This window comes from Sphingobacterium sp. UBA7625 (assembly GCF_002484085.1).
Lineage (GTDB): Bacteria > Bacteroidota > Bacteroidia > Sphingobacteriales > Sphingobacteriaceae > Sphingobacterium > Sphingobacterium athyrii.
This window is the reverse complement of record NZ_DLJD01000003.1, coordinates 146,117-171,789: the sequence shown is the minus strand read 5'-3', so window position 1 is coordinate 171,789 and position 25,673 is coordinate 146,117. Positions and strand designations below refer to the sequence as shown.

The window sequence follows — 25,673 nt, the reverse complement described above, 5'->3', positions numbered from 1 at the left end:
CTGAACATACGATTAAGCTAATTTAATTGAAACAATATTTTAAAATTCACTTATTTATAATAAATCTAAATACATATATTTGCAACATGATTTTGCTAACAGGCAAAAACAATTAATCATTAACAGCTAAAGGAATACCTATGAAACATGTTATCATTGCCCTGGCACTCTCCTGGGGAACATTGACCGTATTTGCACAACAACAGGCCCGCAGTCCGCTGGCGAAGGATCTACAGATAAAAATCGCCTTACAGGCAGCACCTGCCGACCAACGTGAGGGAGCCAAGGTACTCGGTTATAATGAAAAGGGTGAATTTGTCACCTTGCAGGAAGGCACAACCGCCAACAACCTGATCTGCCTTGCACCGGACTACAAATCATCGGTACTGTACGCCTATGCCTACCCTAAGAGTCTGGATCCCTTTATGGCCAGAGGTCGTGAATTGATCGCCGAAGGCAAACGCAAACAACGCGATGAAATCCGTGAGGCAGAACATAAAGCAGGTAAATTAAGCATTCCACAAACTCCTACGATCCTGTACGGCTATTGGGGACCATTGGCCAAATTAAATCAAACCACAGGTGAAATTGAAGGCGCACAGCGCCGTTATGTGATCTATGTGCCTTATGCGAAAGCAGCTGATATCGGTTTGTCGACCAAACCGGGCTTACCGGGCATCCCATGGTTAATGGACGAAGGGTCATACAAAGCACACATCATGATTAACCCCGAAAATATGGGACATAGCCATGGAAAATAAAGATACGCCATTGCTGATGCAACGGTCACTCCTATTTTTTGCCCTGCTGACTTTATCAACTGCTACGTTTGCCCTTCCGGCGGCAGGCACAACGCTATCGGTCGAAAGCACTTTTCAAGAAGGTGGCATCCGTGGCGTGATTACTGAGAAAGCAAGCGGCAAAGCATTAAAAGGCGCTACCGTGCAGATCAGCGAACTCGGCCTGTACACCAAGACCGACGAAAAGGGATTCTTTACCTTCAGCCGCATGCCGGCAGGTCAGTATACACTGGTAGTAAGCTACCTGGGCATGCTTACGGTTGAGCAATCCGTCACGTCGGGAAATCAGCCGATTGCCATCGCAATGCAAGAAAATTCAATAGCCCTGGCAGACGTGGTCGTTGTCGCCCGGGAAAACCGTAAGCAAGGTGCCACCTCCACCGTCATCAACCGCAAGGCCATCGAACATATGCAGGCCACCAACCTGGGCGAAGTCCTGCAATTGCTACCGGGTGCGATTACCATCAATCCGGATTTTACCAATGTGAACAAAGCCGGTATCCGAAATGTGGGCAATACCGACGGGACCAATCGTTCGTCGGATTTTATGAGTTCTCTAGGTACATCACTGATTATCAATGGCGCTCCGACATCCAACAATGCCAACCTGCAGTCCCTCGGCTCTGCGGCCATTGTGACGGGCACCTCCGGATCCAGCGGCTCAAGCGGAAGCTTCTCCACTGCTCAGGGACTGGGCGCCGATATGCGCCAATATACGGCCGACAATATCGAATCCATCGAAGTCATCCGCGGTATCGCTGGCGTTGAATACGGCGATATGACTTCCGGAGCCATCCTCGTGCAGACCAAGGCCGGCAAAGAAAACTTGCAGGTAAAAGGACGGATAAATCCCAAACTGACCCAGTTCTGGGCCGGACAGGGTTTCGATCTGGGAAGCAACAGTGGTACCTTATTTGTTGACCTCGACTATACCCGAGCCAACGACAAACAAACTTCGGCTTATGCAACGTATAGCCGGGTGACCGGATCGGCGCAGTATACCAAAACATTTGGCCAGGACAGGCCGCTTTATACCAATACCTATTTTTCCTTTGGCAGCAACCTGGACAAGGTCAAAATTGACCCCGATGCCAATGCCGTACCGGAGCTCAATAGGTCGCAGGAGTACAGCTATCGCTTCTCCACCAACGGAAAATGGAAACTCAACAGCGCACTGGCGCGTCAATTGAATTATACCCTATCGTTAAACTACGCACTTCAAAAATCCTACCTGGAGAATTCCGGAACTTCGGGCATCTCTGCTGTTGGCAGTTCCTATACCGATGGTACATTTGATGTCCCGTATTTACCTGCAAACTATACCAATAAAGCATGGGTGGAGGGAAAACCGGTCAACCTGTTTGCCAAACTATCCGATGAGTTTTATGCCAAGACCGGTCTGTTTACGCACCGTCTGCTGGTCGGTGCGGACTACCGGATGGATGTCAATACGGGGAGCGGAAAGACTTTTGATCCAGATTTCCCCTACCGTACCAATGGCATGAACGGTTACCGCTCCAGGGCATACAAAGATGTTCCGGCACTCCATCAGCTCGGCGCCTATGCCGAAGACCGCATGACAGCCCGGTTTGGCAAGCGCGAACTGTCCATCCAGGCCGGTCTACGCATGGATCAGCTGCAGCCCTTCCGCAGCGACAACAAAGCGGCGCTGTCACCACGGATTAATGTAAGTTATGACCTACTGCCCTCGTTCAGCCTACGTGCGGGATATGGTATTGCGACCAAGGCGCCGACGCTGAACCTCCTATATCCTGAAAATGCCTATTTCGACGTCTTCAGTTTAAATTATTACAAACAGGATCCCAACGAGGCTCTGGCGCTGATGACCACACGCGTCTATAATACAGAGAATGATCAGCTCAAATTAGCTAAATCATATAAAAAGGAAGTGGGTATCGATTGGAAAATCGGGAAAGACAGACGTCTCAGCATTACAGCTTATCACGATAAAATCGACAATGCCTACGATTATATGACCACCTTAAACAGCTTACAATACGCGCTTATCCCGACCTATACCGTGCAACAGGAAGTACCGGGCGGAAAACCGATCTTGAGCGATGTGGTAACCAATACGCCTTATGTGTTTAGCTATGCCACGCCGACCAACGATAGGCAGATCATCAATAAGGGCGCTGAATTTGACTTCGACATGGGGCGTTTTGACGCCATCCGTACCTCCTTTCAGCTCACGGGAGCCTACCAATCCACCAGATCGACCACCACCACACCCTACATCCTGGCACAGGAAGTACCCAATAAGCCCATGACACGCGTCGGCGTATTCGCTCCACGCGGTACGGAAGCCGAGCGATTCGTGACCTCACTACGGGCCATACACCATATTCCCGAACTGCGGTTTATCCTAACTTTGACGGCGCAGACCATCTGGCTTGACAAGGAACGGAATGTTGACTTCTCCAGTCTGCCCATAGGCTATATCCCTGTAGGACCGGGCCAGCCTATGGCCATTACCTATTTTTCAGAAGCCGAACGCCAGCAGATCACTTCCGCCGACCGGGATATCTACCTGAGCCTGAATGAGGGAACCTTCCGCACCGAAAGCTGGAAACCGCTTTGGCTTTTCAATGTGAAACTCACCAAGGAATTTGCCAAAAATATGGGCTTCTCGTTCTACGCCAATAATTTCATCAACAATAGGCCATTGGTACGGAGTACACGTTACCCCGAACAGTTCACAAAACGTAATATCGATATCTTTTTTGGGACCGAACTGTCTATTAAATTCTAAGAAAATGAAGAAAATCAGCTGTTATATCTACCTGATCGCATTACTAGCTTTATTCTGTGGCTGTCGTAAAGATTTCGCTCCGGTAAATACACTATCCTATACCATCGCCGTCCGTTATCCGGAAATCTATAACGAGCGCTTTGCCCAGGGAGCGGCAGTGACCCTTAAAAATACCTTTACAGGCCAGATCACCCAATTGACCAGCAATGGCAAAGGTGAGGTAGACCTGCATGATATCCTACCGGGAATCTATACGGTCACGGCCAGCCGCGAGATTACCGAAGCAGAGAGTATGGACATCACCGGGCGTGAGGGCAAGGCATTTTTGAATGCCGCCATTGCTTCGCTGCGTATCCAGGCCTCCGGAAGAACAGAAATTCAGCTGAGTGGCGGTGCTGTCGGTGGATTTGTAATCAAAGAGTTTTACTATACCGGCAGCCGGACGCCAAATAACGCTTCCTATCTGTATGACGGTTTTGTCGAAATCTACAACAACTCCACAGACACCCTATATGCAGGCGGAATCTCCTTTGGAGCCACAAAATCAGCATCACCGACGGCAACAAAATTTATCGAAGACCAGGACAACGTCTACCTCGCCTCCCTCTGGACCATTCCGGGTACTGCCGGAGAGGATCATCCCGTAGCACCGGGAAAATCCATTGTCATTGCCGTGGATGGCATCAACCACAAGACAGATCCCAATGGCAATTCCAGCGCACCAGCGGATTTAGGCGCAGGCATAGCGGATTTCGAAACCTACTTCAATCCACCGGGCAACAGCAACGATACAGACTCGCCCGATGTGCCCAATGTGACACTGATCCATAGTTCCTCGCTGACACTTTTTGACTGGCTGCCCGGTGTCAATGGATCCGGACTGGTATTGTTGTCTCCCGATGATTATACCGGCTACGAAACCGTTACCGAACCGGGAGCGACAGTCTCCACGCGCTACATGAAAGTACCGGCAGACAAGGTGATCGACGGCATAGACTGCGTTGCCAACAGTACCATTACATTGGACAAGAAACGCCTGCCGAGCAAGATTGACGCGGGTGTAGCCTTTGTCGGCGGCGGAGCCGGTACCGCAAAATCGGTGATCCGTAAAGTCAGGGACGAGATCAATGGCATTAAAGTGCTGATGGATACCAACAATTCATCCAGTGACTTTGCCATAAATGATACCCCCAGTCCCAAAAGTTATTCCAAATAAGCAGGAGCATCATGAACATAAAATATATTTTATCCCTGGCATGTACAGCCACCTTCGTGAATCTGCATGCACAGGAAAACCCCAATATCAGCTATTCTAAAGAAAAAGAAACTGCGCTGAAACTCCATACCAGTGCCTTCCTCGGAGAACTTGATTTACCGGCTGTGGGCAACACGGAATTGGGTTACTTTTATGAAGGCGGTGATTTTAGGCATCCCTTTACCGGCAAATCTAAACAGGGACTCAATTTTTCGACGGAAAAATTCCAGCGGACCGGCGATTGGACCCTCTACGGACGCTTTAATTTCACCACATTGAAAGAGAAGCAGCTGCCCTATGCATCTCTTGTCAATCCGATAAGGGATAATCCCTACCAGATTGTCGATTCGCTCAAGGGAGACTGGAATAAACAGTTTTACGCGATGTCCCTGAAGGTAGCGAGTCCCCGCTTCGCCGGAGGCCGCATGCGTGCCGGCCTTGACCTCTCCTATCAGGTTGCCACCGGAGCACGGCAGATGGACCCACGTTCACTTGATACCGAGAACAAAATCCAGCTGGCACCAAATATCAGTTACAGGATCAGCAAGCGGCATCAGCTCGGACTGGCGGGGATGTACAACTACCACAAAAATGATCTGAGGCTGACCCGCGCCAATGAAAATCAACAGTATAATATCTACAAGCTCTTGGGCATAGGCGAATATATGGGTGCCGCACCGCTCCTCATGACCGGAGACATCTACCGCAACTACATCACAAACGCGTACGGCAGTGAAGTGAGTTACCGTTATGAAGGCGATCAGCTGCGTTGGTTGCTGTCAGGCAGGTACCTGCATCATAATGAAAAGGTAACCGACGGAGTCACCTATCCGATGAAAGCCGGCAAGCATACTTCCGATCACTATACCCTATTGTCGGCCCTTGATCTAAAACGCGGCACCTACAACCATCACTTCGACCTCAACCTGTCGTATACTGATATTTCCGATACCGAATATCAGCAACTGCAGCGTGCGGATGACCGCAGCTACGAGACCATTTTTGAAGGCACATTGCACACGGCAGTCCGCAGCCAGGCTTCATTGGGCTATATGCTCGCCAAAGAGACAAGCGCATACCGTTCGAACTGGTTTGCCAAAGCTTCTGTAAGCTATTCAGGCTGGGACAACCGCTATGCCCTGCCCCAAAGCATGGAGATCATTGACCGGGTTGATATCGGCCTCCGATTCAACAAGGCACTGTCACGCTGGATCTTTGACCTGGCCTCCAATTACAGTTTTGCTGTAAAAAATGAGTGGAATTATACCGACAAAGACTATTCGAGCAATTTTGTCGCCAACAACGTTGCGCTGCCCATATACCAGTACTTATCGCAAGACAGAGTGATCAATGCGTTAAGTATACAATACCGGCTTGCCAGTTTCGGGAAGAATAATAATCAGCTCTATGTCAAGGGATCTGGCAGTTTGGAAACAGCCCTATCTGGCGCAACTGGCCCCTTTGAAAAAGGACAGTCGCGCTATATGGCCAGTTTAACTGTTGGCTTATTGACATTTTAGACCATTGGACAATTGCGGGGCTAAATATGAGCCCCCGCAATTGGTATTCAAAGCCGCTTACCGGATTTTTCAAGCTCCTTGACAAAATCCTTACCCCAATAATGGATATCGTAATGTTCAATATGCTCATACAGCCTACGCGCCCTGACCTGAGCCTCTCCAGGCTCCATGACCAGCGCTTTTAATAGCGCATCTTTCATGCTCTTGCGGTCATAGGGATTGGTCAATATGGCATAAGGCAATTCGACCGAAGCTCCTGCGAATTCCGAAAGCACAAGAATCCCCGGGGTCTCCAATAGCCCATGGGTCGCAATGTATTCCTTGGCGACCAGATTCAGCCCGTCACGCAAAGGCGTGATCCAGGCGATATCGCTCAGCGCATAATGCTTGACGACCTCCTCAAAGGGCAGTGCCCTGTAAAAATATTGGATAGGCGTCCAGTTCATTGTAGCGTATTTACCATTGATCTCACCCACAGCCTGGTTCACCTGATCCCGGATCTCATCATAGATCGTCATTCCTTGTGATGGCGGTGTACAGACATTGACCAGTTCGATTTTACCCCGAAATTCGGGATACTCGGCAAGAAATTCACCAAAAGCCTGAATTTTTTCCAATGGTCCTTTGACATAGTCCAGGCGTTCAATGGATATAATACGCGTTATTTCCGATTCCGCTTTGCTTTTTTTGAGTGTATTGATCTCCTCCGTAACGTGATCATCAGCCAAAATATGCTCGATATGATCCCTGTTGACACCGACCGGTTGTGCCCCTAGCCTGATCTGTCTGCCATCCACCTCAATGATCTTTGTCATCTGATCGACCCCGAGGGCACAGCTATAGGTCAGGAACTGATTGGCGACATCTACCTTTTTGACTACTTTAAACGGTGTATGGCTGCGGATCACATCTACAAAATTCTCCACATAACGCGGGATATGAAAACTGATAAAATCACAGAGCAACAGGCTGCCAATGATCTCTTTTCGCCAGGGAATAATATTAAAAATATCTGCTGCCGGAAATGCCGTATGGTGAAAAAAACCAATTTTCAGATCGGGGCGCATGGTCTTTAAAAAAGAAGGCACCATCCACAGATTATACTCATGGATCCAGACCAGCGCCTCCTCGTCGGCCTCGCGGGCGATCCGTTCGGCAAAGCGTTTGTTGATCATCAGGTAATGCGCCCAGTCCTCGTGGTTGAACTTTGCCCGGTCCACAAAGGAAAAGATCGTCGGCCAGAACGCCTCCTTGGAGAATACACGGTAGAACTTATCGATATCCTCTTTTGACAACGATATGGTGGAGGCGACCAGATTAGGGTACCGGCTTTCATCCACCAGCTGATTTGGAACAGGCTGTCCGTCCTGCTGGATCACTTCCTCTCCGATCCAGAGGCCAGACCTTCCCTTTTCGAATAGGCCCAGCAGCGAGGGAATGATGCCATTCGGACTTTTGGGTGCTACCCGTACCGTGTTACCATTGACCGATTCCTTTTCAAAAGGCAGCCGATGGTATACCATCACCAGCTGATCGGATTTTTTGGATTTTCTTTTTTGAGGTATTAATTTTTTTTCCCCGCGGATCAACTGCTGAAACGGGCGGTGCTTGCCCATATATTCCAGTATACCGCCCGCTCCGGCGGCTTCCGCGTTATAAGCCGTATCCAGCTCAGCAATCGCCTGCAGCAGACTTGGTTCGGATTTTCCGACGGCGACACCCCTAAAGCCGATCTGAAATAAGGCCAGATCATTTAATGTATCACCGGCCACCATCACATCATCCGGATCGACCGCCAGAAATTCAACCAGCTTCTTTAATGTAGTCCCCTTATTGACCCCTCTGGGGAGCAAATCCAGGTATTTATCGGCCGATGTTATAATGTCACATTCATACCTGTCGGCTACCTGCTGTACCAGGCTATGGTCTACCCCAGCTTCATAATAAAAGGAGCTGCGGCGCTGCTGTGGCACATGTTGGTAATTCAGCTGCGGGATTTCTTCCAGTGCTGCCCGGATCGCATACGTCTGCGGCCATTTTTCCTCAATCTCACTCTGCAACGGCTCAATCGCTTCCAGGCTATGGCCGTTAACGACCGTGGCACCCACATCCGCAATAATGAAGTCCGGCACCGGAATGAGCGGATCGCTCAGCAGCGGCAATACCGACTCCAGTCCCCTTCCGGTGACAAAAACCAGCTGCACGTTCGGGCTGGCCTTGATCAGTCTATATAATCTGAGGCGGTCTTCCATCTTTCCGCCTAAAAAAGTTCCGTCTAAATCTGTTGCTAATAGCATATTATCTTATATTTCTTTCTAAAAGTTTAAATTCATCCACTGCAGCCATATGGTTGTATAGCACCCGGTAGGCTGTCTGTAACAGGGGTAAATTGAGCCCGAGGCGCTTTACCGTCGCCATCAGCCCCCTGGTTGCAAAGTATCCTTCGGCGACCATGCCCATGAGCTGACGCGCCTCGAAAACCGAATACCCCTGGCCAAGATATTTACCGAACGCGCGGTTGCGGCTATGTGCGGAGTAGCCCGTCACCAATAAATCGCCCAAATAGGCAGAGCTCCCCAGCCGGGCATCGGGCGTGCCAACGGCACGCAGCAGCAGCCCCAGTTCGTCGATGGCATTGGACACCAGCACCGCCATAAAATTATCGCCGTAATGCAGTCCTTCGGCCATGCCACAGACAATGCCCACAATATTTTTGTAAATGGCGGCATACTCCACCCCCACCATATCCGGGCTGTACTTTACCTGCATATAACTTGAAGCAAACCAGTTTGAGATCTTGCCGATAAAGGTTTCATTAGAACTGCATAGGGTCATATAGGTTTTCTTGTTCCGTGCGATTTCCTCGGCATGGCAAGGACCCGCAATCATCGCCTGCTGAAAATCTTTCAGCTCAAAATACCGGGCGAGATAAGAACTAGGAAGTAGATTGTCAGGACCGACAGTCCCTTTTATGGCGGTGATCACAAATTTTTCGGCGAGGTCCTCTTTGGGAATTGCAGCGCAAACATTGTGCAGGTGCGCACTGGGCACGGCAAAAAGAACTACTTTCGACCGACCCACGATCTCGTCCAGTTGATCGGAGGCATAAATTTTTGTATTGTCAAGTTTTAAAAACGATAGGTAGTCAGGGTTAACAGCATCACGGTTTATCGAGCGCACCTGCTCGGACCGCCGCATATACCAGTTGACTTGGATGCTATTTTCTGTTAAAATTTTAACCAGGGCCGTGGCCCAACTCCCACCACCTATCACACTAATCTCATTCAAATTGTCGGGGGTTTTAAGACGCAAAAACAGAAAGTTTTCGCCATCTGGTTATCTATTAATTTACAAATATACATAAAAATTAATCAATAAGCAAATAAAACACAGAAAAGCCGTTATTAAAGGGTATTTACCACATAAAAAACCGTTTTTATATTTCTTTGTAAATTTGTCTGTTCATATGAAAAATTTAGACATGCTCAACTTCAGTGAACAACAATCAAGTTCAATTTATCAGTACATCTTCAATCTCTTTACGACATTAGGTTTACCCGAACAGCAGGCCCATATGGGTACGGCAGTAGGTTTACTTCTGGCTTTTGCCCTGCTGCTCTATGCATTGGATTACCTGATGCGCAACATCTTCTATTCGGCATTGAACAAAATTGCCCGGCGAACCTCGACCCAATGGGATGATTTTCTTTTGGCCAATAAGGTGCATGTGCAGCTGAGCCGGACCATATTGACGCTGCTCACCCGGCAACTGCTTCCGGTCATCTTTCTTGGCTTTCCGGTACTGACAGCCACGATTGTCAAATTTTTGGATTTGTTGGTATTGCTTACAGTCTATCATCTCATCAACAGCCTGTTAAAAACCTGCAGGGATATTTTTCGTACGTCAAAAGGATTCAAGGACAAGCCCATCGACAGTTACCTGCAGGTGGTACAGATTTTTTTGATTTTCGTCATCGGCACACTGGCCGTGTCGCTGCTGACCGGCAATTCGCCCTGGTCTTTTCTCGTTTCGCTGGGGGCGGCATCCGCCATCCTCATGCTGGTATTTAAAGATACTATTCTAGGCTTTGTGGCCAGTATCCAGGTATCGGCCAATGACTCGGTGCGGGTAGGCGACTGGATAGAAATGCCCAAATATGGTGTTGACGGCGACGTACTGCAGATCAACCTCAACAATGTGAAGATACAGAACTGGGACAAGACCATCGTCACCATACCGACCTATACCCTGCTAAGTGATTCATTCAAAAACTATCGCGGGATGCAAGAGACAGGCGGCCGTCGGATAAAACGGGCTTTGAACATTAAAATGTCTTCTGTACGCTATCTGAGTGCCGAGGAAATTACAGCATTAAAAAAAATCCACTTGCTGGCCCCCTATATCGAAAAACGGGAGCGTGAGATTGCCGATTACAACAAAACCTGGAATACCGACAGCTCCTCGCCTGTCAATGGCCGAAGGATGACCAATATCGGTCTGTTCAGGGCCTATGTACTTGCCTATGCTAAGCACAACCCCAATATCCATCAGGAACTGACCCTATTGGTGCGTCAGCTCGCGCCCAATGAATACGGCATTCCGTTAGAACTGTACATGTTTACCAAGGGGACACAATGGGTTTATTTCGAAGATACTATGGCCGATATATTTGACCATTTGCTGGCCGCCATTAAACACTTTCATCTACAGGTGTTTGAACTGCCCGCATCCGACGACCTGCGCATGCTCATGGCAGCACGCAATTTCAGTTAAATTTTAAGGCTTCATCAATCGCATACGGCAGACCATGGCTTAAATTATCAAAAGTACTTTTGCAGCCATGGTCTGCTGTCTTTATGACCTACTTTCAAGCGATATCCAAAACATTATTGAAACAAATCGGGCGAGCTACGCATCTTGTTAAAAAAAATACTTATTCTATGTTTTTTTAACCCCATATTGTACAAATAACACATATTAAAACTAAAATAATCGCATTATTCATAATTTATATCACCAATTTCAATCAAATCACTATAATCTATACGAAATTCAGGAAAGTATACTATATTTTAACTGCTTTTTACCTACTTTTAGTGCGCCTAAAGATTTAATTTTAAAATATGAACGATATAATCAATAAAATTTACGACATCATCTGGAGTGATGCTCTGGTATACCTATGTTTGTTGACTGGGATCTATTTTACGATACGTTTCCGATGCCCGCAGCTCACGCAAATTCGGGAAATGATCCGTTTGCTTTTTGATGGCAATAGTTCGGACAAAGGAATTTCCTCATTTCAGGCATTCTCGCTCGCTATCTCCGGTCGTGTGGGTACAGGCAACATTGCCGGTGTTGCAACAGCCATCGCCATGGGCGGTCCCGGAGCTATCTTTTGGATGTGGGTCATCGCTTTTTTGGGCAGTGCATCGGCTATCGTGGAGGCTACGCTCGGCCAGATGTACAAAGAGGTCAATGACGGAGAATACCGGGGCGGGCCAGCATTTTATATTCTGAAAGGGTTGCGTTCCAAGGCTTTTGCCTGGGCATTTGCTATCGTCACGATCATCAGTACTGGATTTTTACTCCCCGGCGTGCAGAGTAATAGCATCGGTGCGGCGGTTGAATCAGCCTTCAACTTGTCGCCGAGCGTCACCGGATTGAGCATAGCGGCCTTACTGGCCATCATTATTATCGGCGGTGTCAAGCGGATCAGTACCGTCGCTGAGTATGTCGTTCCATTTATGGCGGGAGCCTATATTCTGATGGCATTAGTCATTATCGGTCTCAATTTTACACAGATACCGGCCGTCATTTCACTGATTGTAAAAGCCGCCTTCAATCTGGAGGCAACCTTTGGTGCTGTGGCGGGTATGGCAATTTCATGGGGCGTAAAACGGGGCATTTACAGCAATGAAGCCGGTCAGGGCACCGCGCCACATGCTGCTGCCGCCGCCGAAGTATCGCACCCCATTAAGCAGGGGCTGGTTCAGGGCTTTTCAGTCTATGTCGATACCATGTTTGTCTGTACTGCGACAGCCTTGATGATCCTATTTACGGGACAATATAATGTGGAAAATCCAAACGGAGGGTTTATCGTACAGCACCTTCCCGCTACGGAAATGGGACCGGGCTTTACGCAGCAGGCCGTGTCACATCACTTCCCTACCATTGGGAACGCTTTTGTCGCTTTAGCCTTAGCCTTTTTCGCGTTCACGACTATCATGGCCTATTATTATATTGCCGAAACCAATATCAGTTTTGTAAGTCGCAAAAAACAGCACAAGACCATACTTATCTGGGTTTTGCGCCTGCTTATGTTAGTATCCACCTATGTAGGCTGCATCAGTACGGCAAAGTCTGCCTGGACGTTGGGCGATATTGGCGTTGGACTCATGGCCTGGCTCAACCTGATCGCAATTTTATTGCTCCACAAAAAAGTACTTGCCATTTATGATGACTATCGTGAGCAGCAGAAGGCCAAGAAAGATCCGATTTTTAACAACGATAAGTATAATTTTCCGAACATGGAACTATGGTCCAAAAAAAATAGCGACACGCTAAACTAGCTGATTGAAATAGTTGCATTTTTTTCTGGTGCTGTATTTTGCTTGTCACAAAACCTAAATAGCACATCGTCGCTGAATTTAAATGGCTACCTTTGCCTTTCTTTTTAAACAGCAGAAACGAATTGATGGAACGACTACACCTTAAAAAGCAGATCAACAAAATAGAAGACAAGAAACTATCTTTCCGTGTGTTTGACCTTGATGCCGAGCATTTACAGGCTTACACAGCGCCACATCAAAAAGACCATTTTTGCATCTTCGTGATCCAGGAAGGCGAACTACGACTACAGATCGAAGACCGACAGTACATCCTGAACAGCAGCCGGATTTCGGTCATCTTCCCGGATCAGGTGCATGCCATACAGGCTTTTTCTGATCAGGTGGCCGGCAAAATCATCTTGTTTGAAGAGGTGTTATTCTGTTCGGATATCCTCAAAAATGAGTTGAGCCCCTATAATATCAACCTGTCGACCCAACTCAACAATACGGTTTTGTCAACCGACGAATTTGCCGAGAGTATCCATACAATCAAGCTTATACAGGATATTTATCAAAATCCAAGTTTGGTCCGCAAAGAAGAAGCACGCTTTTACATCAAGATCCTGTTGCTCAAACTCATTGAATCCGTACATGGGCAGCACCCCGTTCTGGGAACTAAAACAGCAGACCAAAGCCTGTATATCGAATTCAAAAAATTGCTCAACGAAAACTACAAAGAAGAGCGCTCGGTACAATACTATGCCGATCAGCTTTACATCACACCAAAAAAGCTCAATGCCATTACCAAAAAACATTGTGGGGACACCGCGATCAATACCATCCACAACCGGATCATGACCGAAATCAAGCGGCAGCTCATGTTTGCAGACATTACCCACAAAGAAATTGCCTTTGACCTGGGGTTCAACTCCCCGGCAGCGCTGAACAAATTTGTGAAAGCAAAGCTCAATGAAACACCGACCCAGCTCCAAAATGAGTTGGCTCAAATGTATAACACGTAGTCCTGTTTGTGTAATAATGGAGGCTCATTGCCTTCCTATCTTTGAAGCATTAAATAAAAGATACAACAATGAGCAAATTATTTATTGCAGGAGAAGTATTCCACGGCGCGGGAAGCCTTGCAGAACTGAAGAATATTAAAGGTAAGAAAGCCTTTATCGTGACAGGGGGAAATTCGATGCGTCAAAGCGGAACGTTGGATAGATCAATTGCATTTTTACAGGAAGCAGGTCTTGAAACGTTTGTTTTCGATGGCGTAGAGGAAGATCCATCATCGGCTACAAGTTTCAAGGGAGCAGCAGCTATGCGTGAGTTTCAGCCCGATTGGATCGTCGGTCTTGGCGGTTGTTCAGCGATTGATGCTGCTAAGATGATGTGGGTATTCTACGAATATCCAGAGGCTGATTTCGATGCTTTGGTCAAACCTTTTACAGTACCTACCTTGCGCAACAAAGCAAAGTTTATCGCCATCCCATCCACCAGTGGTACCGGTACCGAGACAACTGGTCTGGCTGTCATCACCGACCGCGAAAAAGGCGTCAAATACCCGATTGTTTCGTATGAACTGACACCCGATATCGCTATTGTTGACGGCGAAGTCTGTGCGTCAATGCCGGCCCATATCACAGCCAACACGGGCCTGGATGCCCTTACGCACTGTGTGGAAGCCTATGTATCCAACATCGATGACAATTATGCCGATGTACTGGCTAAGGGTGGCTTAGAAATTGTGTTCAATAATCTAAAGGAAGCGGTCAACAACCCGACAAATATCCAAGCTCGTCAAAACATGCACGACGCATCATTCATGGCAGGATTGGCATTTAACAATGCCTGGTTAGGTATTGTGCACTCCCTATCCCATCAGGTCGGCGCACTGTATGGTATTCCGCATGGTGCTGCAAACGCGATCTTCTTACCCAATGTCATCCGTTATAACGCCAAGGTTTCCGCGCGTTTCCCTGATCTGGCGAAAGTGATCGGCAAAGAAACAGCTGAGGAACTGGCACAGGCCATTGAAACGCTACGTGCTGAGGTAAATAATATTTCGTCCATCAAAGAATTTGGAATTTCCAAAGCAGATTGGGAGAAAAATATCGATTACATGACAAACAACGCCTTGCTGGATCCATGTACAGGATTCAACCCACGGGTTCCGGTATTGGAAGATCTCAAGGCCATTTATAATGCCTGTTACGACGGTGTTATCTTTAATGGGTAATCACATTTAAGGGTTTTAGCAAACTGGAATTTCGATCGGATCATCGGCTCATTGGAGTCCAGTTCAGCAGCCACACTTTAAAGCGCACTACAGCAGTGCGCTTTATCCAATATACTTAAGCATCTTGCAATTTATCTCAAAAAACATTGAAAACACTATTCATTTCACACGAGCTTTTGGTGATAAAATAGCGTGTTTTCCTTGTCCAGTTCGGCGATACCTTGCGCGCTCGACATCGCTATTAACAATATCGTATGCGCATATGTTTTTCAGCGCATCATATTAAATGGTGCTCGCGTGCATATTTTAGCATTTGGGCAATCGTCTGGCAGCCGGCTTTAGCCATCATTTTGCGACGGTGTGTCACTACCGTATGTGGACTTAAAAAGGTTTTTGAAGCCGTTTCGGCCACACTGTAGCCATTCGAGAAATGTTGCAGCACTTCGATCTCCCGTGGCGTAAAAGTTTCCACTCTTTTGTCGTTGCTGGACAAGATATGTTCGAATTCCCTGCAGATGAAGGTCTGCCTACTATTTACTGCTGCCAAACAGGCCTGTATCTCCGCCAGTTCGCAGGATTTGCTCAGTAGACCATCCGGACGATATTGCAACATACTGGCTAACACAGCCGGCGCGGTTGCCCCAGTCAGAAAGATAACCTTTGCGGACCCATTGATACGCTTTATTTCTGTCAGTACGGAGAGTCCATTTTCATCTTGGAGGTAATAATCCAGAAAAACAAGCAGCTCCTCCTTTCCGAAAGCGTACAAAAATTGAAATAAGTCGTTACCCCTGTTAAAGGATTGGACCAGATCTATTTGACATTCACGTTTGAGCAACAGCTCAAACGAGAAGGCGACAATCTTTTGATCATCTAAGATGACTGCATGCCTAGAGGTCTTCATAATATTGGCTTTTTATTAATCTCGTAAACAAATCTAATCATTTGATATAACCATATCAGCGTGTTATTGCATTGCTGTAGCTCAAAAACTACATTCATCGCATATTCATGCGATATTGAAGCCAAACAATCGCATAAACAGGTGATATTCCCTTTCACGCTATCGTTTTGAAGCCATAAAGCCTTTTTTTTACATCAGAATTTAGTTTACGGCCCAATCACATCCGATGCGGCTGCTTAGGATTGAGCCAAAGTTTAAGTTCATGCTGAGCTAACGATAGTGCATAGTATTTACCCTTAATAAAACATATTATTATGAAAAAGAAACCTATCAAACTCCAGTCACGCAAACTGGACTACCAGGCACCTCAGATATGGGTGACTGAGGTATTATTGGAAAATGGCATCGCTGCGGGGTCCAACGCGCAGGCCTCAGGTGATATCCAACAGACCTGGGATAACGAAGAATCACAGACTCACAGCCAGAATGACGGCTGGTGGTAGTCATTCAATTCGCTGTTAATTTAACCAACTAAGAAAATGAAAAATCAGTTTATTCAAGCATTGGCGCTCTTTACCGTACTGTTTACTGCCTGCAGCAAAAATGAAAGCCCGGATCCTGTCGGAACGGAAGGAAAAGTAAGTATCAAAATCGGAGGCGTGTCCTATTCTGACGGGGGCACGGACCCCAAGTTAAAACTATCCAATACCAGCAATACAAACAGTCCTATAGCTATCCAGAAAGCTTCTATCCCATTTGGAGATGAACTAACTGTACTGGCGACACTGTCGCCGGAGACATCCAATCTATCCAATATTTTGCGCGCTTCAGCAGGGCTTAAAATGGCGACCAGCCCCGAGCCTCTGGGCACCGGCGCCAAATATGCGGTTGCCGCCTATAATTCCGCCGGCGATTATGTTAAAGATTCTGGCGTACTCACCTATACTGGGAGTGGTACAAACTGGAATCTTACGCTTGCCCCGGGTGCCTACACATTCGTTGCCGTCGCTGTGGCAAACGGCCAGATATTTCCGAATATCAATTTCAACCAGAACCTTGCCAACATCACATTTGATGCCCCAGGTGCAGACACGGATGTACTTTGGCAAAAACAGACGGCCAGCGTAACCGCAAATCAGACCCTCTCTTTGGATCTTATCCTCAGCCATTTATTTACGCAGATACAGGCTACTCTGGAGAGCACATCAGCCAATGTGGTGGGCAATATCACCTCCATTGTTGGTAGCAGCATGTCGCCAAATTACGGTACTGCCAACGTTCACTTGTCTGACGGCCATTTTACACAAGGAGGTTCTTCCACTGCCCGTAGTATCAGTTTCAGTGGATCAGGACTCCTATGGACAAGCAGCCCTGCGCTGATCATTACCGAGGGAACTAGCGCCGGTAAAGTCAGCTTCGGGACGGTCACCTTAAATGCAGTGCAGAATGGAGTAAGATCCGGACTGATCAACCTGTCGGACCTGAACTTACAAAAAGGCGTCAAATATAACTTAAAACTGCGCCTTGTCCCTAAAGGAGCAATAGATGTACCTAATTCCAATTATTATTGGAGTTCAGCCAATTTGACCGGTACATCGCCTATCACCCTGGCTGCTGCCCAATATTTGAAAGGTAGTGTTTATAGTGGTAACGGTTCTGCCTCTTATTGTGAGACGGCCATTGGTACCGGCTGGCGCACGGCAGCGCAAACTGAGTATCAATCTTTGATCAACCAAGGTACCGTACGCGGAAGCTACAATGGGCAGACCGGATGGTTTTTAGGCACTTCTATATTGCCGACAAGCAATCTGGACAATTACATGTTCTTGCCTGACAACGATTTTACCCGATCCGGTTCTGGTAACAACGATATTCCAACTAATGCTCTTGGGGTATATTGGGCAAGCCCGACCGTACAGGGTAATTCCAAGCCGGCATTGATATTGACAGCAACCAGCGTCTCGATCGTGAATATTCATCAAAATAATTGGGCTGCCATACGTTGTGTGAAAAACAAGTAGCCTGACCCAGATGGTCTCCATTATAACGAAAAAAGGGATCGTACAGTAACGCTATGCTGTACGGTCCCTTTTCATTAGTATGCACTACATTACCTCATATTCTGCTGCTCGGCCGCCCTCCCTTTTAATACACCGACACTGTACAGCTGGCCAGACATTCCGTCGGTCGTGATAATCGCTTGCATCAATTTCATGAACCTGAGTACCGCCGGGAGTGAAAAAATTACAGTAAAATAGGGCCATCGTCTTAAAGCTTATTAAAAAAAGAAACCGCGCCAAAAATGAATTTGACACGGCTTTCTTTAACCACCTAAATAAAATAGATACCTTTTCCTTAAGCACCTATCTATGTTGTTGTACAGGATAACATCACTTGACTTCAAACTCGTAGATCCCTACGGATACATCTTTGCCCATCTGAAACTTTAACCGGACTTTTTGTGTCGAAACGGTTTCAAAAGTAACGGTATTGGTCTTGTCTTGCTCGTTGGAATAAGCCGTCGTATTTTTTACTTGCACCCAATTGCCATTTGAGTCAAGATATTCTATATGCCAACTATCCGGAATTCTGCTTCCGCCCCAAGGTCGGTCGTCCCACCAATAGACACTTGCCTGGGAGATCTGCACTGGTTTTTCAAACGCATAAGCTATCCATTCCTGCGTTCCTTTCGCTGGCCATAATGCATAAAAAGAGACATCACGGTCCGAAGAGCTCTTCGGCCAATAGCCATCATTAACTTTCGCCAATGAAGCATTTTCACCTTTGGAAGATGTCACTTTTGCGCGTGTCGAATTTGTAATTGCGGGCAATGGCTTTGTATATTCGGCTGTTCTGGGAATCCAGACTTCCATCTCGCCAGCACCACGGTTGGCCCAGGCATAGTAAGGAATTGCCGTAAGCTTTTTGTCCTTCTCTACCATATTATTCTGCCCGTCCCGAGCGATACTTTTACCTTCCATTGCCAGGCTAACAATGCCATTAAGTTTATCGGGCTGATAGCTGCTCTTGACCACCACATCATCGGTAAGCACAGCATTCGAGACTTTACCATCATTGTCTGCCCATTCCAGGCAGTATACAATTGGCCCACGTTCCAATGCCACCTTTCCTTTATCATCTTTCACCTGATCATTCGCAATCGTACGTTTTACGTCCATTGGGAATACAATGTCGATGCGATCACCTTTTTTCCATTTACGGTTCAAAGCGGCATAGCCATTTGCCTTGACGGTATATTCAATCGGCTTGCCGTTTAGCTGGATTTCCACTTCTTTTCTTTCGGGCTTAACATACGTATAGAGCTCACTTGGAACCGGACGTTCCAAAGCCCAGCCGGGTATCCTTACCAATACGTCAAATGCAGCAGTTTTTTCCGGAGTGACGTGTATTGTCGTATGGCCTTCCCAGGGATAATTCGATTTCTGTGAAAGGTGGACCTTATTCGCGGGCAGGTCAATTGTCGTTTCGCTTTCCACAAAAAGATTGACATAGATTTCATTGTCCTTGTGCGCATAGGTATATCCCGGTATCGAAGGTATAAAACGACATACATTACTCGGACAGCAAGCACAGCCGAACCACTCGGCACGTGTATGCTGCCCCTCAGATGCTAAGGGGTTTGGATAGAAGAAACGGTCCCCTGAGAGCCCCACACCTGAGAGCACACCGTTGTACAAGGTGCGTTCGATTACATCATAATATTTCGACTCACCATGCATCAAGAATTGGCGATGGTTCCAATACACATTTCCAATGGCAGCACAGGTCTCACAATAAGCTGACATATTCGGTAATTCATAGTTATCACCGAATGCTTCTCCATGTCCCCGTGCGCCGATTCCGCCGGTAACATAGTACTTTTTATCAACCACATTGTTCCATATTTTGTCGATTGCATTTAAGTAAGCCTTGTTACCGGTAAGTGCTGCGACGTCAGCCATACCAGAATACATATACACTGCGCGCACGGCATGCCCAACAGCTTCGTCCTGTTCGATGACCGGTTTATGGCTCTGCGCATACTCACCCCGGACACCTTTTCCTTTCAAGTCAAGAAAATATTTCGCCAGATCAAGATATTCCTTTTTTCCGGTCACACGATACATCTTTGCTAAGCCCATTTCTACGATCTGATGTCCGGGTTCATATTTCAATCCCCCCACCAAAAAGTCCTTTACCAGAAGATCGGCATTCTTAATGGCTATTTCCAATAATGTACGCTTTCCGGTGGCCAGATAATGTGCTACAGCAGCCTCATATAAATGTCCAGAATTATAAAGTTCGTGACTCAAATCAGGATCTTTCTCCCAGCGATTCTCTCCAGTCCATGGGTGTAGCTTTCCAGGCTCGGCAGCTGTACGCGCGGTATACAGGTAACCGTCAGGTTCCTGAGCCTTTCCTATAAAATAGATCAGTGAATCCATCTGTTTTTCCAATTCCACGCTCGGACTGGTCTGTATCGAATAGGCCATTCCTTCTATTATTTTATAAATATCCGTATCGTCAAAGGTATATTCGGTATTGAAGTATCCCTTCATCAGGCCGCCAGCTTTCTTGAAGTTATCAACTCTTCCGGTGGAGTAACACTGTTGGAGTGCGATAGGTATCGTCACCTGTTGGTTGATCTTGAGTCTAGGCGCCCAAAATTTGTCGGTAAACTTCACATCCACAAAAGAAACAGGTTTGATGGGGTAATCGTATTGTTTTACCTCCTTGGTCTGCCCCTGACTTTCAGCAAAAAAGGCAATGGCCAACAGCGACGTCAGTATGGCATAGCATTTTAGTTTTTTCATCTTAACGTTCATTTTCCGTTTCACCTTTATTACTAATATCCAGGGTTTTGAACCAGGTTTGAATTGGTGTTTAAAGCCGCTCGTGGAATTGGAAACACGTTACGCGTTGCATTCTTGGTTGCCTTATGAGAGAGCCACGATTTAGTGCTGAAAACGCCAAACCGGATCAAGTCTGTGCGCCGGTGTGCTTCCTGGTCAAATTCCCAGCCCAATTCATCCAAAAATCGACCGTATTTGATATCAGCTCCCCCCTCCTTGGTACTTCCGTCGCTGTCACGCTGACCGTAATCATAGGTACTTCCCCCCTTTAGCTGGCTTCCCGTAACAATTGCTTTGGCAGGCTGATCTGGAAAAGCCCGCTGCCTTACTGTCGTTACAATCTGCGCCGCTTCATCGGCCTTTCCGGATCGCAAGAGTGCCTCCGCTTTCATCATCAAAACCTCGGCGTACCGGACGATCGGATAATCATTACTGAGTTGTACCGCCGCCCCTTGCTTTATTTCAAATTTGCCCAAGCGGAAACCGTGGATGGTTTCGGAGGCATCAATCGAAGGAACCTCATTGATCAAATTCAAAGGCTTGTCCTTATATGCGCCGAGTCCGACAACAAGTGGTTGTCCCGAAGAAGAATATTGCTGTCCCTGAATCCAGTTACGCTGATTCCGACTATCATCTTGATCAAAAGAACGAATAAACTGAGGTGTCGCGCACATACCGCCCCATGGTGCCGAAAGCAGGTTGTAGGTCGCCTGACTTTCCGAAGGAAGTGACTGCATATGAAGGTCAAATGCATTCCAGTTATTGGTGTAATTTTCATCCAACGGCAGGGCAAAAACGATTTCTTTCGAATTCTGGTTTTCGGTGACAAATACATTCTTCTGGTTATTTTCCAGTATATAGCCTGCACCCGAGTTGATAATTGCATCGCAGGTGGCAATTACTTTCTGCCATTGTGCCGTACCACTATACACCTCGGCATTCAGGTACATACGTGCCAACAATGCATTTGCTGCCCATTTATTCAATTTACCATACGTACTTTTGTCATTCTTTTCGCTGAGCAAACCGCTATTGGATTCGATTTCCTTGACGACAAAATCATACACCTCCTTCCGCGAATTTTGTTTCGGGAGAAAGCCTTCGGGGAGGTCAAACTGCGTCACAATAGGAACATTCCCAAAGGCGTCGCATAAAATCGCATAATAAGCCGCCCGGAGCACTTTCAGTTCCGCAATGACAGCCTCCTGATTTTCCGCCACGGGAATCATACCGGATTCGATCTGGTAGATGATCCGGTTGCAGTTTGTAATTCCTGCAAACGTTCTGTTCCAAGTTTGCACCACTATACCTTCATCAGCAGTCCATGTATGCTGATGGATACGTTTATATACGCCACCGTCTACCCATCCATTCGGTCTTGCCGGAATGACTTCCTGATCACCGCTGAGTTCCTGAGCCCGCCATAAGCCATCCCAGTCGAGTAGCAAAAAGCGCCAGTTGGAATACGCTGTTCCCAAAAGTGAGGCCAGGTCATCTTGTGTCGGCTGGAATTTATTGGAGATAATAGTGGTATAGGAATCATCTTTTAATTTTGTACAGCTGCTGACCGAAAGAAAAGCACAGCCAACGAATAAAATCTTTGCTAAATTATTTCTTTTCATAATTGACATCTTTTAAGAACTAAAAACTGACATTGACTCCAAAAGTGAAGGTACGTGTGGTCGGATACTTGTCACGGTCATCATTACCCGGAGCCAATCCCAAGCGATTTACTTCAGGATCGATACCCTTGTATCCTGTGATGACAAAAGTATTCAACGAACTTGCATAGATACGGGCATTATTCAGCCACTTGCTTTTCATATTTCGGAAAGTATACCCTAATGTAATATTGTCTATCTTCCAATGGTCTCCATCTTCAATGTAATAACTATTGAATTCAAGCGGAGCCGTTAATTTTGCTTTGCCAAATACCAAATCCTCCGACGATGCCAAGCGGTTATAATTCTGCAGGCTAGGATTTTCAAGATACATACGCTGGAAATTAAGAATTTGATAGTCAAATGCGCCGCGCATGGTGACGGAGAGGTCAATATTTTTATAGCGGAAATTGTTGTTCCAGCCTGCATAGTATTTTGGGAGACCATTTCCGAGTACTTTTTTATCCTCAAAGGTATGCCCAAAATCGTTGTATGCTACGCGTGCAGCATCGGCACCTTCATAGATCCATTTTCCGCTATCGTCGATATCCACAACTTTAAATCCGTAGAAATCACCGATCTGCTGACCGATATAGACAATATTTGTAAAGGTCTGTATCGGTTCGCCCGTACCGCCAGTTGTAAAGTAATCATTTGTCGTTTGGTACAGTTCATTGGACAGGCTTTTCAGCTTATTGGTATTTGTCGAAAACAGCAAGCTGGTATTCCATTCAAAATTAGGTTTACGCACCGGCGCTATATTGAGCAGCACCTCTATCCCGTTGTTGCGCATGGTTCCCACATTAGCTCTTGTTGTCGTAACCAAATTTGGGGGGCTCGGTACTTGATAATCATATAACAGCCCTTTAATATCCCGGATATAATAGTCAATATTACCACTGACAAGGCCTTTTAACAGGCTGAAGTCGAGTCCAAAATTACTTTCCCGTTTTTCTTCCCATCGGATATTGGGGTTAGGATTGGAGGTTGGGCCAAGCGATTGTACCCAATGTCCATTGGAATAGATGTAACCACCATAGCCCAACTGAGCCTGTCCCAAAAAGAGGTTAGATGGCGGATTTCCCGTTACCCCATATCCGGCGCGCAATTTTAAGTCATCAAAGACTGTTTGATCTTCCATAAAAGATTCGTTGGAAATCCGCCAGCCTCCGGAAATCGCCGAGAATGTACCCCATGGACTTTTTGCGCCTACCAGCTGGCTTGCCCCTTCATGACGGACACTGGCCAGTAACAGGTAGCGATCGTCGTAGCTATAGGTCAGCCGGCCGAAAAAGCTGATTAGATTGGTCTCAAATTTATCGCTACCGATTGCCCCCTTACCATCTTTTATTGCATTACCTAACCCGATATTATTGTAACCAAACACATCGGTCGGAAAATCCCAGTTTTGGATAAAACTGCTCGAATTTTCATTTTCCTGGTAACCATAACCGCCCAAAATACTCCCGCGATGCTTTCCGATGGTCTTGGTGTATTCTGCTGTAAGCTCCATCAGGCGATCGATGATCAATCTATTCCCAAGCGCCGCATAACCATTTCGACTATCCCTTAAATTGGAAATATGGTTTTTGGTCTCGGAATAGCCTGCCGTGATGTTATTTCTCGAGTACGAAAAGAGCGAACTTAATTTCAGATCAGCAATTGGATTATAGGTGATCGTACCAGCCATCCTTGAGTTTACGCTACGGGTCTGGCCGTCACTCTCATAGAGACGAGCGAGGGGATTTTCATAGTTGAAATTACTGGGCTGTTCAAACCAGTCCCCCTTGTCGTTGTATACAGGCGATGTTGGATTAAATATCAGTGCCTGCCTATAGGTATATCCATTAAAAGTTCCCCCATCTTGTGTCTGCGTAAAGCTATTGGTCTGATTGAGCAGGCTCAGATTGAATTTAAGCTTATTGTCTAGCATCGAATGGTTGACATCTATTCTTCCGCTGAATGTTTCATTATCGGAGCGTTTCAGAATTCCTTCCAGGTACCGGTAATTCGCCGATGCCAGATAATTTGTTTTACTGCTTCCGCCGCGAAATGTCAAATTATGAATATGCGTCAGTGGGGTCTGTGAAATTTCTTTTAACCAGTCGGTATCCGAACCTAGATCCCAAGATGCATCACGGGTACCTTCTTTGATCTGTCTCCGGTAGTCGGTGGCCGTGAGGAGTTGAGGCTGGCGCAAAATAGACTGTGTACTCACTGAACCGGCATAGTCAATGACATTTGTTTCCTGACCTTTTGCCCTTTTTGTCGTAATGATAATGACGCCATTGGTACCCCTGACCCCATAAATGGCCGCTGCCGAACCATCTTTCAGCACATCGATGGATTCAATATCTTCGGGGGCTACGGTATTTAATGTTCCTGGGATTCCATCAATAATAACCAAAGGGTCACTATTTGCACCGAACAATGTTGTATTTCCGCGTAGTAGGATCTGGCTACCCCCTGTCGGATTTCCACTTGTTGTCCCTACGCTTAAACCGGCGACCTTGCCCTGCAGCAGCTGGCCCGCATCCTGGACAGGAGCTTTTACAAAATTTTCGGATGTCACCGTCGCAACCGAACTGGTCAGGTCACCTTTACGCTGCTGACCATAACCAATGACGACCACTTCGGAGAGCTGTTCATTATTGGGAATTAATTTGATCACAAGATTGGATCTTCCGCCAACGCCTACTTTTTGCGTGTCGTATCCGATAAAACTAAATGTCAATGTGTCTGCGGCAGCAGACGGAATGGTAAACTCGCCATCATTGGTTGTAACGGCACCTTTGGCGGTAGATTTCGAGTAGACACTGACTCCCGACAGCGGCTTACCCTGCTGGTCCTCGACCCTACCCTTTAATCCCGGCTGTGCCTGCGCGTACCCCTGGGAAGGGAACAGCACACCTGTGAAAATGACCAATCCATACCAATTGATCCATTTTTCCTTCGCATTTCTGAAGCTCATAAAAGTTTATTTAATTGGTTTGATTTATCCCAACATTTTTAAATGTTAAGATGACGTTTATTAAGGCAAAATAAATATCTCCACATCAGCAGAGATCAGCATCAGCATCGTTTTACGTTTATCCTCGGTTATTAGATCAATT

16 protein-coding genes are annotated in these 25,673 nt (G+C 46.7%); 10 read left to right on the top strand and 6 right to left on the bottom strand.

What is annotated here, in order from left to right; translation table 11 throughout:
- Positions 1-140 precede the first annotated feature (140 nt).
- From B4G94_RS00785 to B4G94_RS00770, 4 genes are read left to right on the top strand one after another with little or no spacing between them, the layout of a single operon-like run.
- Positions 141-761: a hypothetical protein gene (locus B4G94_RS00785; RefSeq protein ID WP_108633555.1), complete on the top strand. Its 621-nt coding sequence runs from the start codon at positions 141-143 to the stop codon at positions 759-761.
- The gene (locus tag B4G94_RS00780; protein ID WP_286856556.1) at positions 751-3,573 is read left to right on the top strand and encodes a TonB-dependent receptor; all 2,823 of its coding nucleotides are present in this window, start codon (positions 751-753) and stop codon (positions 3,571-3,573) included. The genes B4G94_RS00785 and B4G94_RS00780 overlap by 11 nt, the downstream gene beginning before the upstream one ends.
- Positions 3,574-3,577: 4 nt before the next feature.
- Positions 3,578-4,789: a DUF4876 domain-containing protein gene (locus B4G94_RS00775; RefSeq protein WP_286856555.1), complete on the top strand. Its 1,212-nt coding sequence runs from the start codon at positions 3,578-3,580 to the stop codon at positions 4,787-4,789.
- Between the two features lie 11 nt (positions 4,790-4,800).
- A complete protein-coding gene (locus tag B4G94_RS00770; RefSeq protein WP_286856554.1) occupies positions 4,801-6,348 on the top strand; it encodes a DUF6850 family outer membrane beta-barrel protein in 1,548 nt (515 codons plus the stop codon).
- 47 nt (positions 6,349-6,395) lie between these two features.
- Here the strand turns inward: B4G94_RS00770 and ggpS are convergent, their stop codons facing one another.
- Together ggpS and B4G94_RS00760 are read right to left on the bottom strand one after the other, a co-directional pair.
- Positions 6,396-8,645 carry a glucosylglycerol-phosphate synthase gene (ggpS, locus tag B4G94_RS00765; protein ID WP_286856553.1) on the bottom strand — a complete coding sequence of 750 codons (2,250 nt, stop codon included), beginning with the start codon at positions 8,643-8,645 and terminating at the stop codon, positions 6,396-6,398.
- 1 nt (position 8,646) lies between these two features.
- Positions 8,647-9,636 carry an NAD(P)H-dependent glycerol-3-phosphate dehydrogenase gene (locus B4G94_RS00760; protein ID WP_286856552.1) on the bottom strand — a complete coding sequence of 330 codons (990 nt, stop codon included), beginning with the start codon at positions 9,634-9,636 and terminating at the stop codon, positions 8,647-8,649.
- A gap of 178 nt (positions 9,637-9,814) precedes the next feature.
- On the opposite strand from B4G94_RS00760, the gene B4G94_RS00755 reads away from it, so the two are divergent.
- From B4G94_RS00755 to B4G94_RS00740, 4 genes are all read left to right on the top strand, one after another.
- Entirely contained in the window at positions 9,815-11,122 is a 1,308-nt protein-coding gene (locus tag B4G94_RS00755; protein WP_286856551.1) for a mechanosensitive ion channel family protein, read from the top strand.
- 350 nt (positions 11,123-11,472) lie between these two features.
- Positions 11,473-12,921: an alanine/glycine:cation symporter family protein gene (locus B4G94_RS00750; RefSeq protein WP_286856550.1), complete on the top strand. Its 1,449-nt coding sequence runs from the start codon at positions 11,473-11,475 to the stop codon at positions 12,919-12,921.
- A 125-nt stretch (positions 12,922-13,046) separates the two neighbouring features.
- The gene (locus B4G94_RS00745; protein WP_286856549.1) at positions 13,047-13,922 is read left to right on the top strand and encodes a helix-turn-helix transcriptional regulator; all 876 of its coding nucleotides are present in this window, start codon (positions 13,047-13,049) and stop codon (positions 13,920-13,922) included.
- A gap of 68 nt (positions 13,923-13,990) precedes the next feature.
- Entirely contained in the window at positions 13,991-15,142 is a 1,152-nt protein-coding gene (locus B4G94_RS00740; protein WP_286856548.1) for an iron-containing alcohol dehydrogenase, read from the top strand.
- 277 nt (positions 15,143-15,419) lie between these two features.
- Here B4G94_RS00740 and B4G94_RS00735 read toward each other — a convergent pair whose 3' ends face one another.
- Positions 15,420-16,046, bottom strand: coding sequence for a response regulator transcription factor (locus B4G94_RS00735; protein ID WP_108633531.1), 627 nt, complete (start codon positions 16,044-16,046; stop codon positions 15,420-15,422).
- A 314-nt stretch (positions 16,047-16,360) separates the two neighbouring features.
- Between B4G94_RS00735 and B4G94_RS00730 the strand changes: the two genes are divergently transcribed.
- Positions 16,361-16,549, top strand: coding sequence for a hypothetical protein (locus B4G94_RS00730; protein ID WP_108633530.1), 189 nt, complete (start codon positions 16,361-16,363; stop codon positions 16,547-16,549).
- A 36-nt stretch (positions 16,550-16,585) separates the two neighbouring features.
- Positions 16,586-18,067 carry a hypothetical protein gene (locus B4G94_RS00725; RefSeq protein WP_286856547.1) on the top strand — a complete coding sequence of 494 codons (1,482 nt, stop codon included), beginning with the start codon at positions 16,586-16,588 and terminating at the stop codon, positions 18,065-18,067.
- A 369-nt stretch (positions 18,068-18,436) separates the two neighbouring features.
- Here B4G94_RS00725 and B4G94_RS00720 read toward each other — a convergent pair whose 3' ends face one another.
- From B4G94_RS00720 to B4G94_RS00710, 3 genes are read right to left on the bottom strand one after another with little or no spacing between them, the layout of a single operon-like run.
- Positions 18,437-20,860 carry a glycoside hydrolase family 127 protein gene (locus B4G94_RS00720; RefSeq protein ID WP_286856546.1) on the bottom strand — a complete coding sequence of 808 codons (2,424 nt, stop codon included), beginning with the start codon at positions 20,858-20,860 and terminating at the stop codon, positions 18,437-18,439.
- A 32-nt stretch (positions 20,861-20,892) separates the two neighbouring features.
- Positions 20,893-22,521 (bottom strand): RagB/SusD family nutrient uptake outer membrane protein, encoded by a 1,629-nt coding sequence (locus B4G94_RS00715; RefSeq protein WP_286856545.1) that lies wholly within the window; start codon positions 22,519-22,521, stop codon positions 20,893-20,895.
- A gap of 19 nt (positions 22,522-22,540) precedes the next feature.
- Positions 22,541-25,531: a SusC/RagA family TonB-linked outer membrane protein gene (locus B4G94_RS00710; RefSeq protein WP_286856544.1), complete on the bottom strand. Its 2,991-nt coding sequence runs from the start codon at positions 25,529-25,531 to the stop codon at positions 22,541-22,543.
- Positions 25,532-25,673: the final 142 nt, after the last annotated feature.

Bases quoted from the DNA above. Each gene is read 5' to 3' on its own strand.
- B4G94_RS00785 (WP_108633555.1), top strand. From the start codon at position 141: ATGAAACATGTTATCATTGCCCTGGCACTCTCCTGGGGAACATTGACC.
- B4G94_RS00780 (WP_286856556.1), top strand. From the start codon at position 751: ATGGAAAATAAAGATACGCCATTGCTGATGCAACGGTCACTCCTATTT.
- B4G94_RS00775 (WP_286856555.1), top strand. From the start codon at position 3,578: ATGAAGAAAATCAGCTGTTATATCTACCTGATCGCATTACTAGCTTTA.
- B4G94_RS00770 (WP_286856554.1), top strand. From the start codon at position 4,801: ATGAACATAAAATATATTTTATCCCTGGCATGTACAGCCACCTTCGTG.
- ggpS (WP_286856553.1), bottom strand. From the start codon at position 8,645: ATGCTATTAGCAACAGATTTAGACGGAACTTTTTTAGGCGGAAAGATG.
- B4G94_RS00755 (WP_286856551.1), top strand. From the start codon at position 9,815: ATGAAAAATTTAGACATGCTCAACTTCAGTGAACAACAATCAAGTTCA.
- B4G94_RS00750 (WP_286856550.1), top strand. From the start codon at position 11,473: ATGAACGATATAATCAATAAAATTTACGACATCATCTGGAGTGATGCT.
- B4G94_RS00745 (WP_286856549.1), top strand. From the start codon at position 13,047: ATGGAACGACTACACCTTAAAAAGCAGATCAACAAAATAGAAGACAAG.
- B4G94_RS00740 (WP_286856548.1), top strand. From the start codon at position 13,991: ATGAGCAAATTATTTATTGCAGGAGAAGTATTCCACGGCGCGGGAAGC.
- B4G94_RS00735 (WP_108633531.1), bottom strand. From the start codon at position 16,046: ATGAAGACCTCTAGGCATGCAGTCATCTTAGATGATCAAAAGATTGTC.
- B4G94_RS00730 (WP_108633530.1), top strand. From the start codon at position 16,361: ATGAAAAAGAAACCTATCAAACTCCAGTCACGCAAACTGGACTACCAG.
- B4G94_RS00725 (WP_286856547.1), top strand. From the start codon at position 16,586: ATGAAAAATCAGTTTATTCAAGCATTGGCGCTCTTTACCGTACTGTTT.
- B4G94_RS00720 (WP_286856546.1), bottom strand. From the start codon at position 20,860: ATGAAAAAACTAAAATGCTATGCCATACTGACGTCGCTGTTGGCCATT.
- B4G94_RS00715 (WP_286856545.1), bottom strand. From the start codon at position 22,521: ATGAAAAGAAATAATTTAGCAAAGATTTTATTCGTTGGCTGTGCTTTT.
- B4G94_RS00710 (WP_286856544.1), bottom strand. From the start codon at position 25,531: ATGAGCTTCAGAAATGCGAAGGAAAAATGGATCAATTGGTATGGATTG.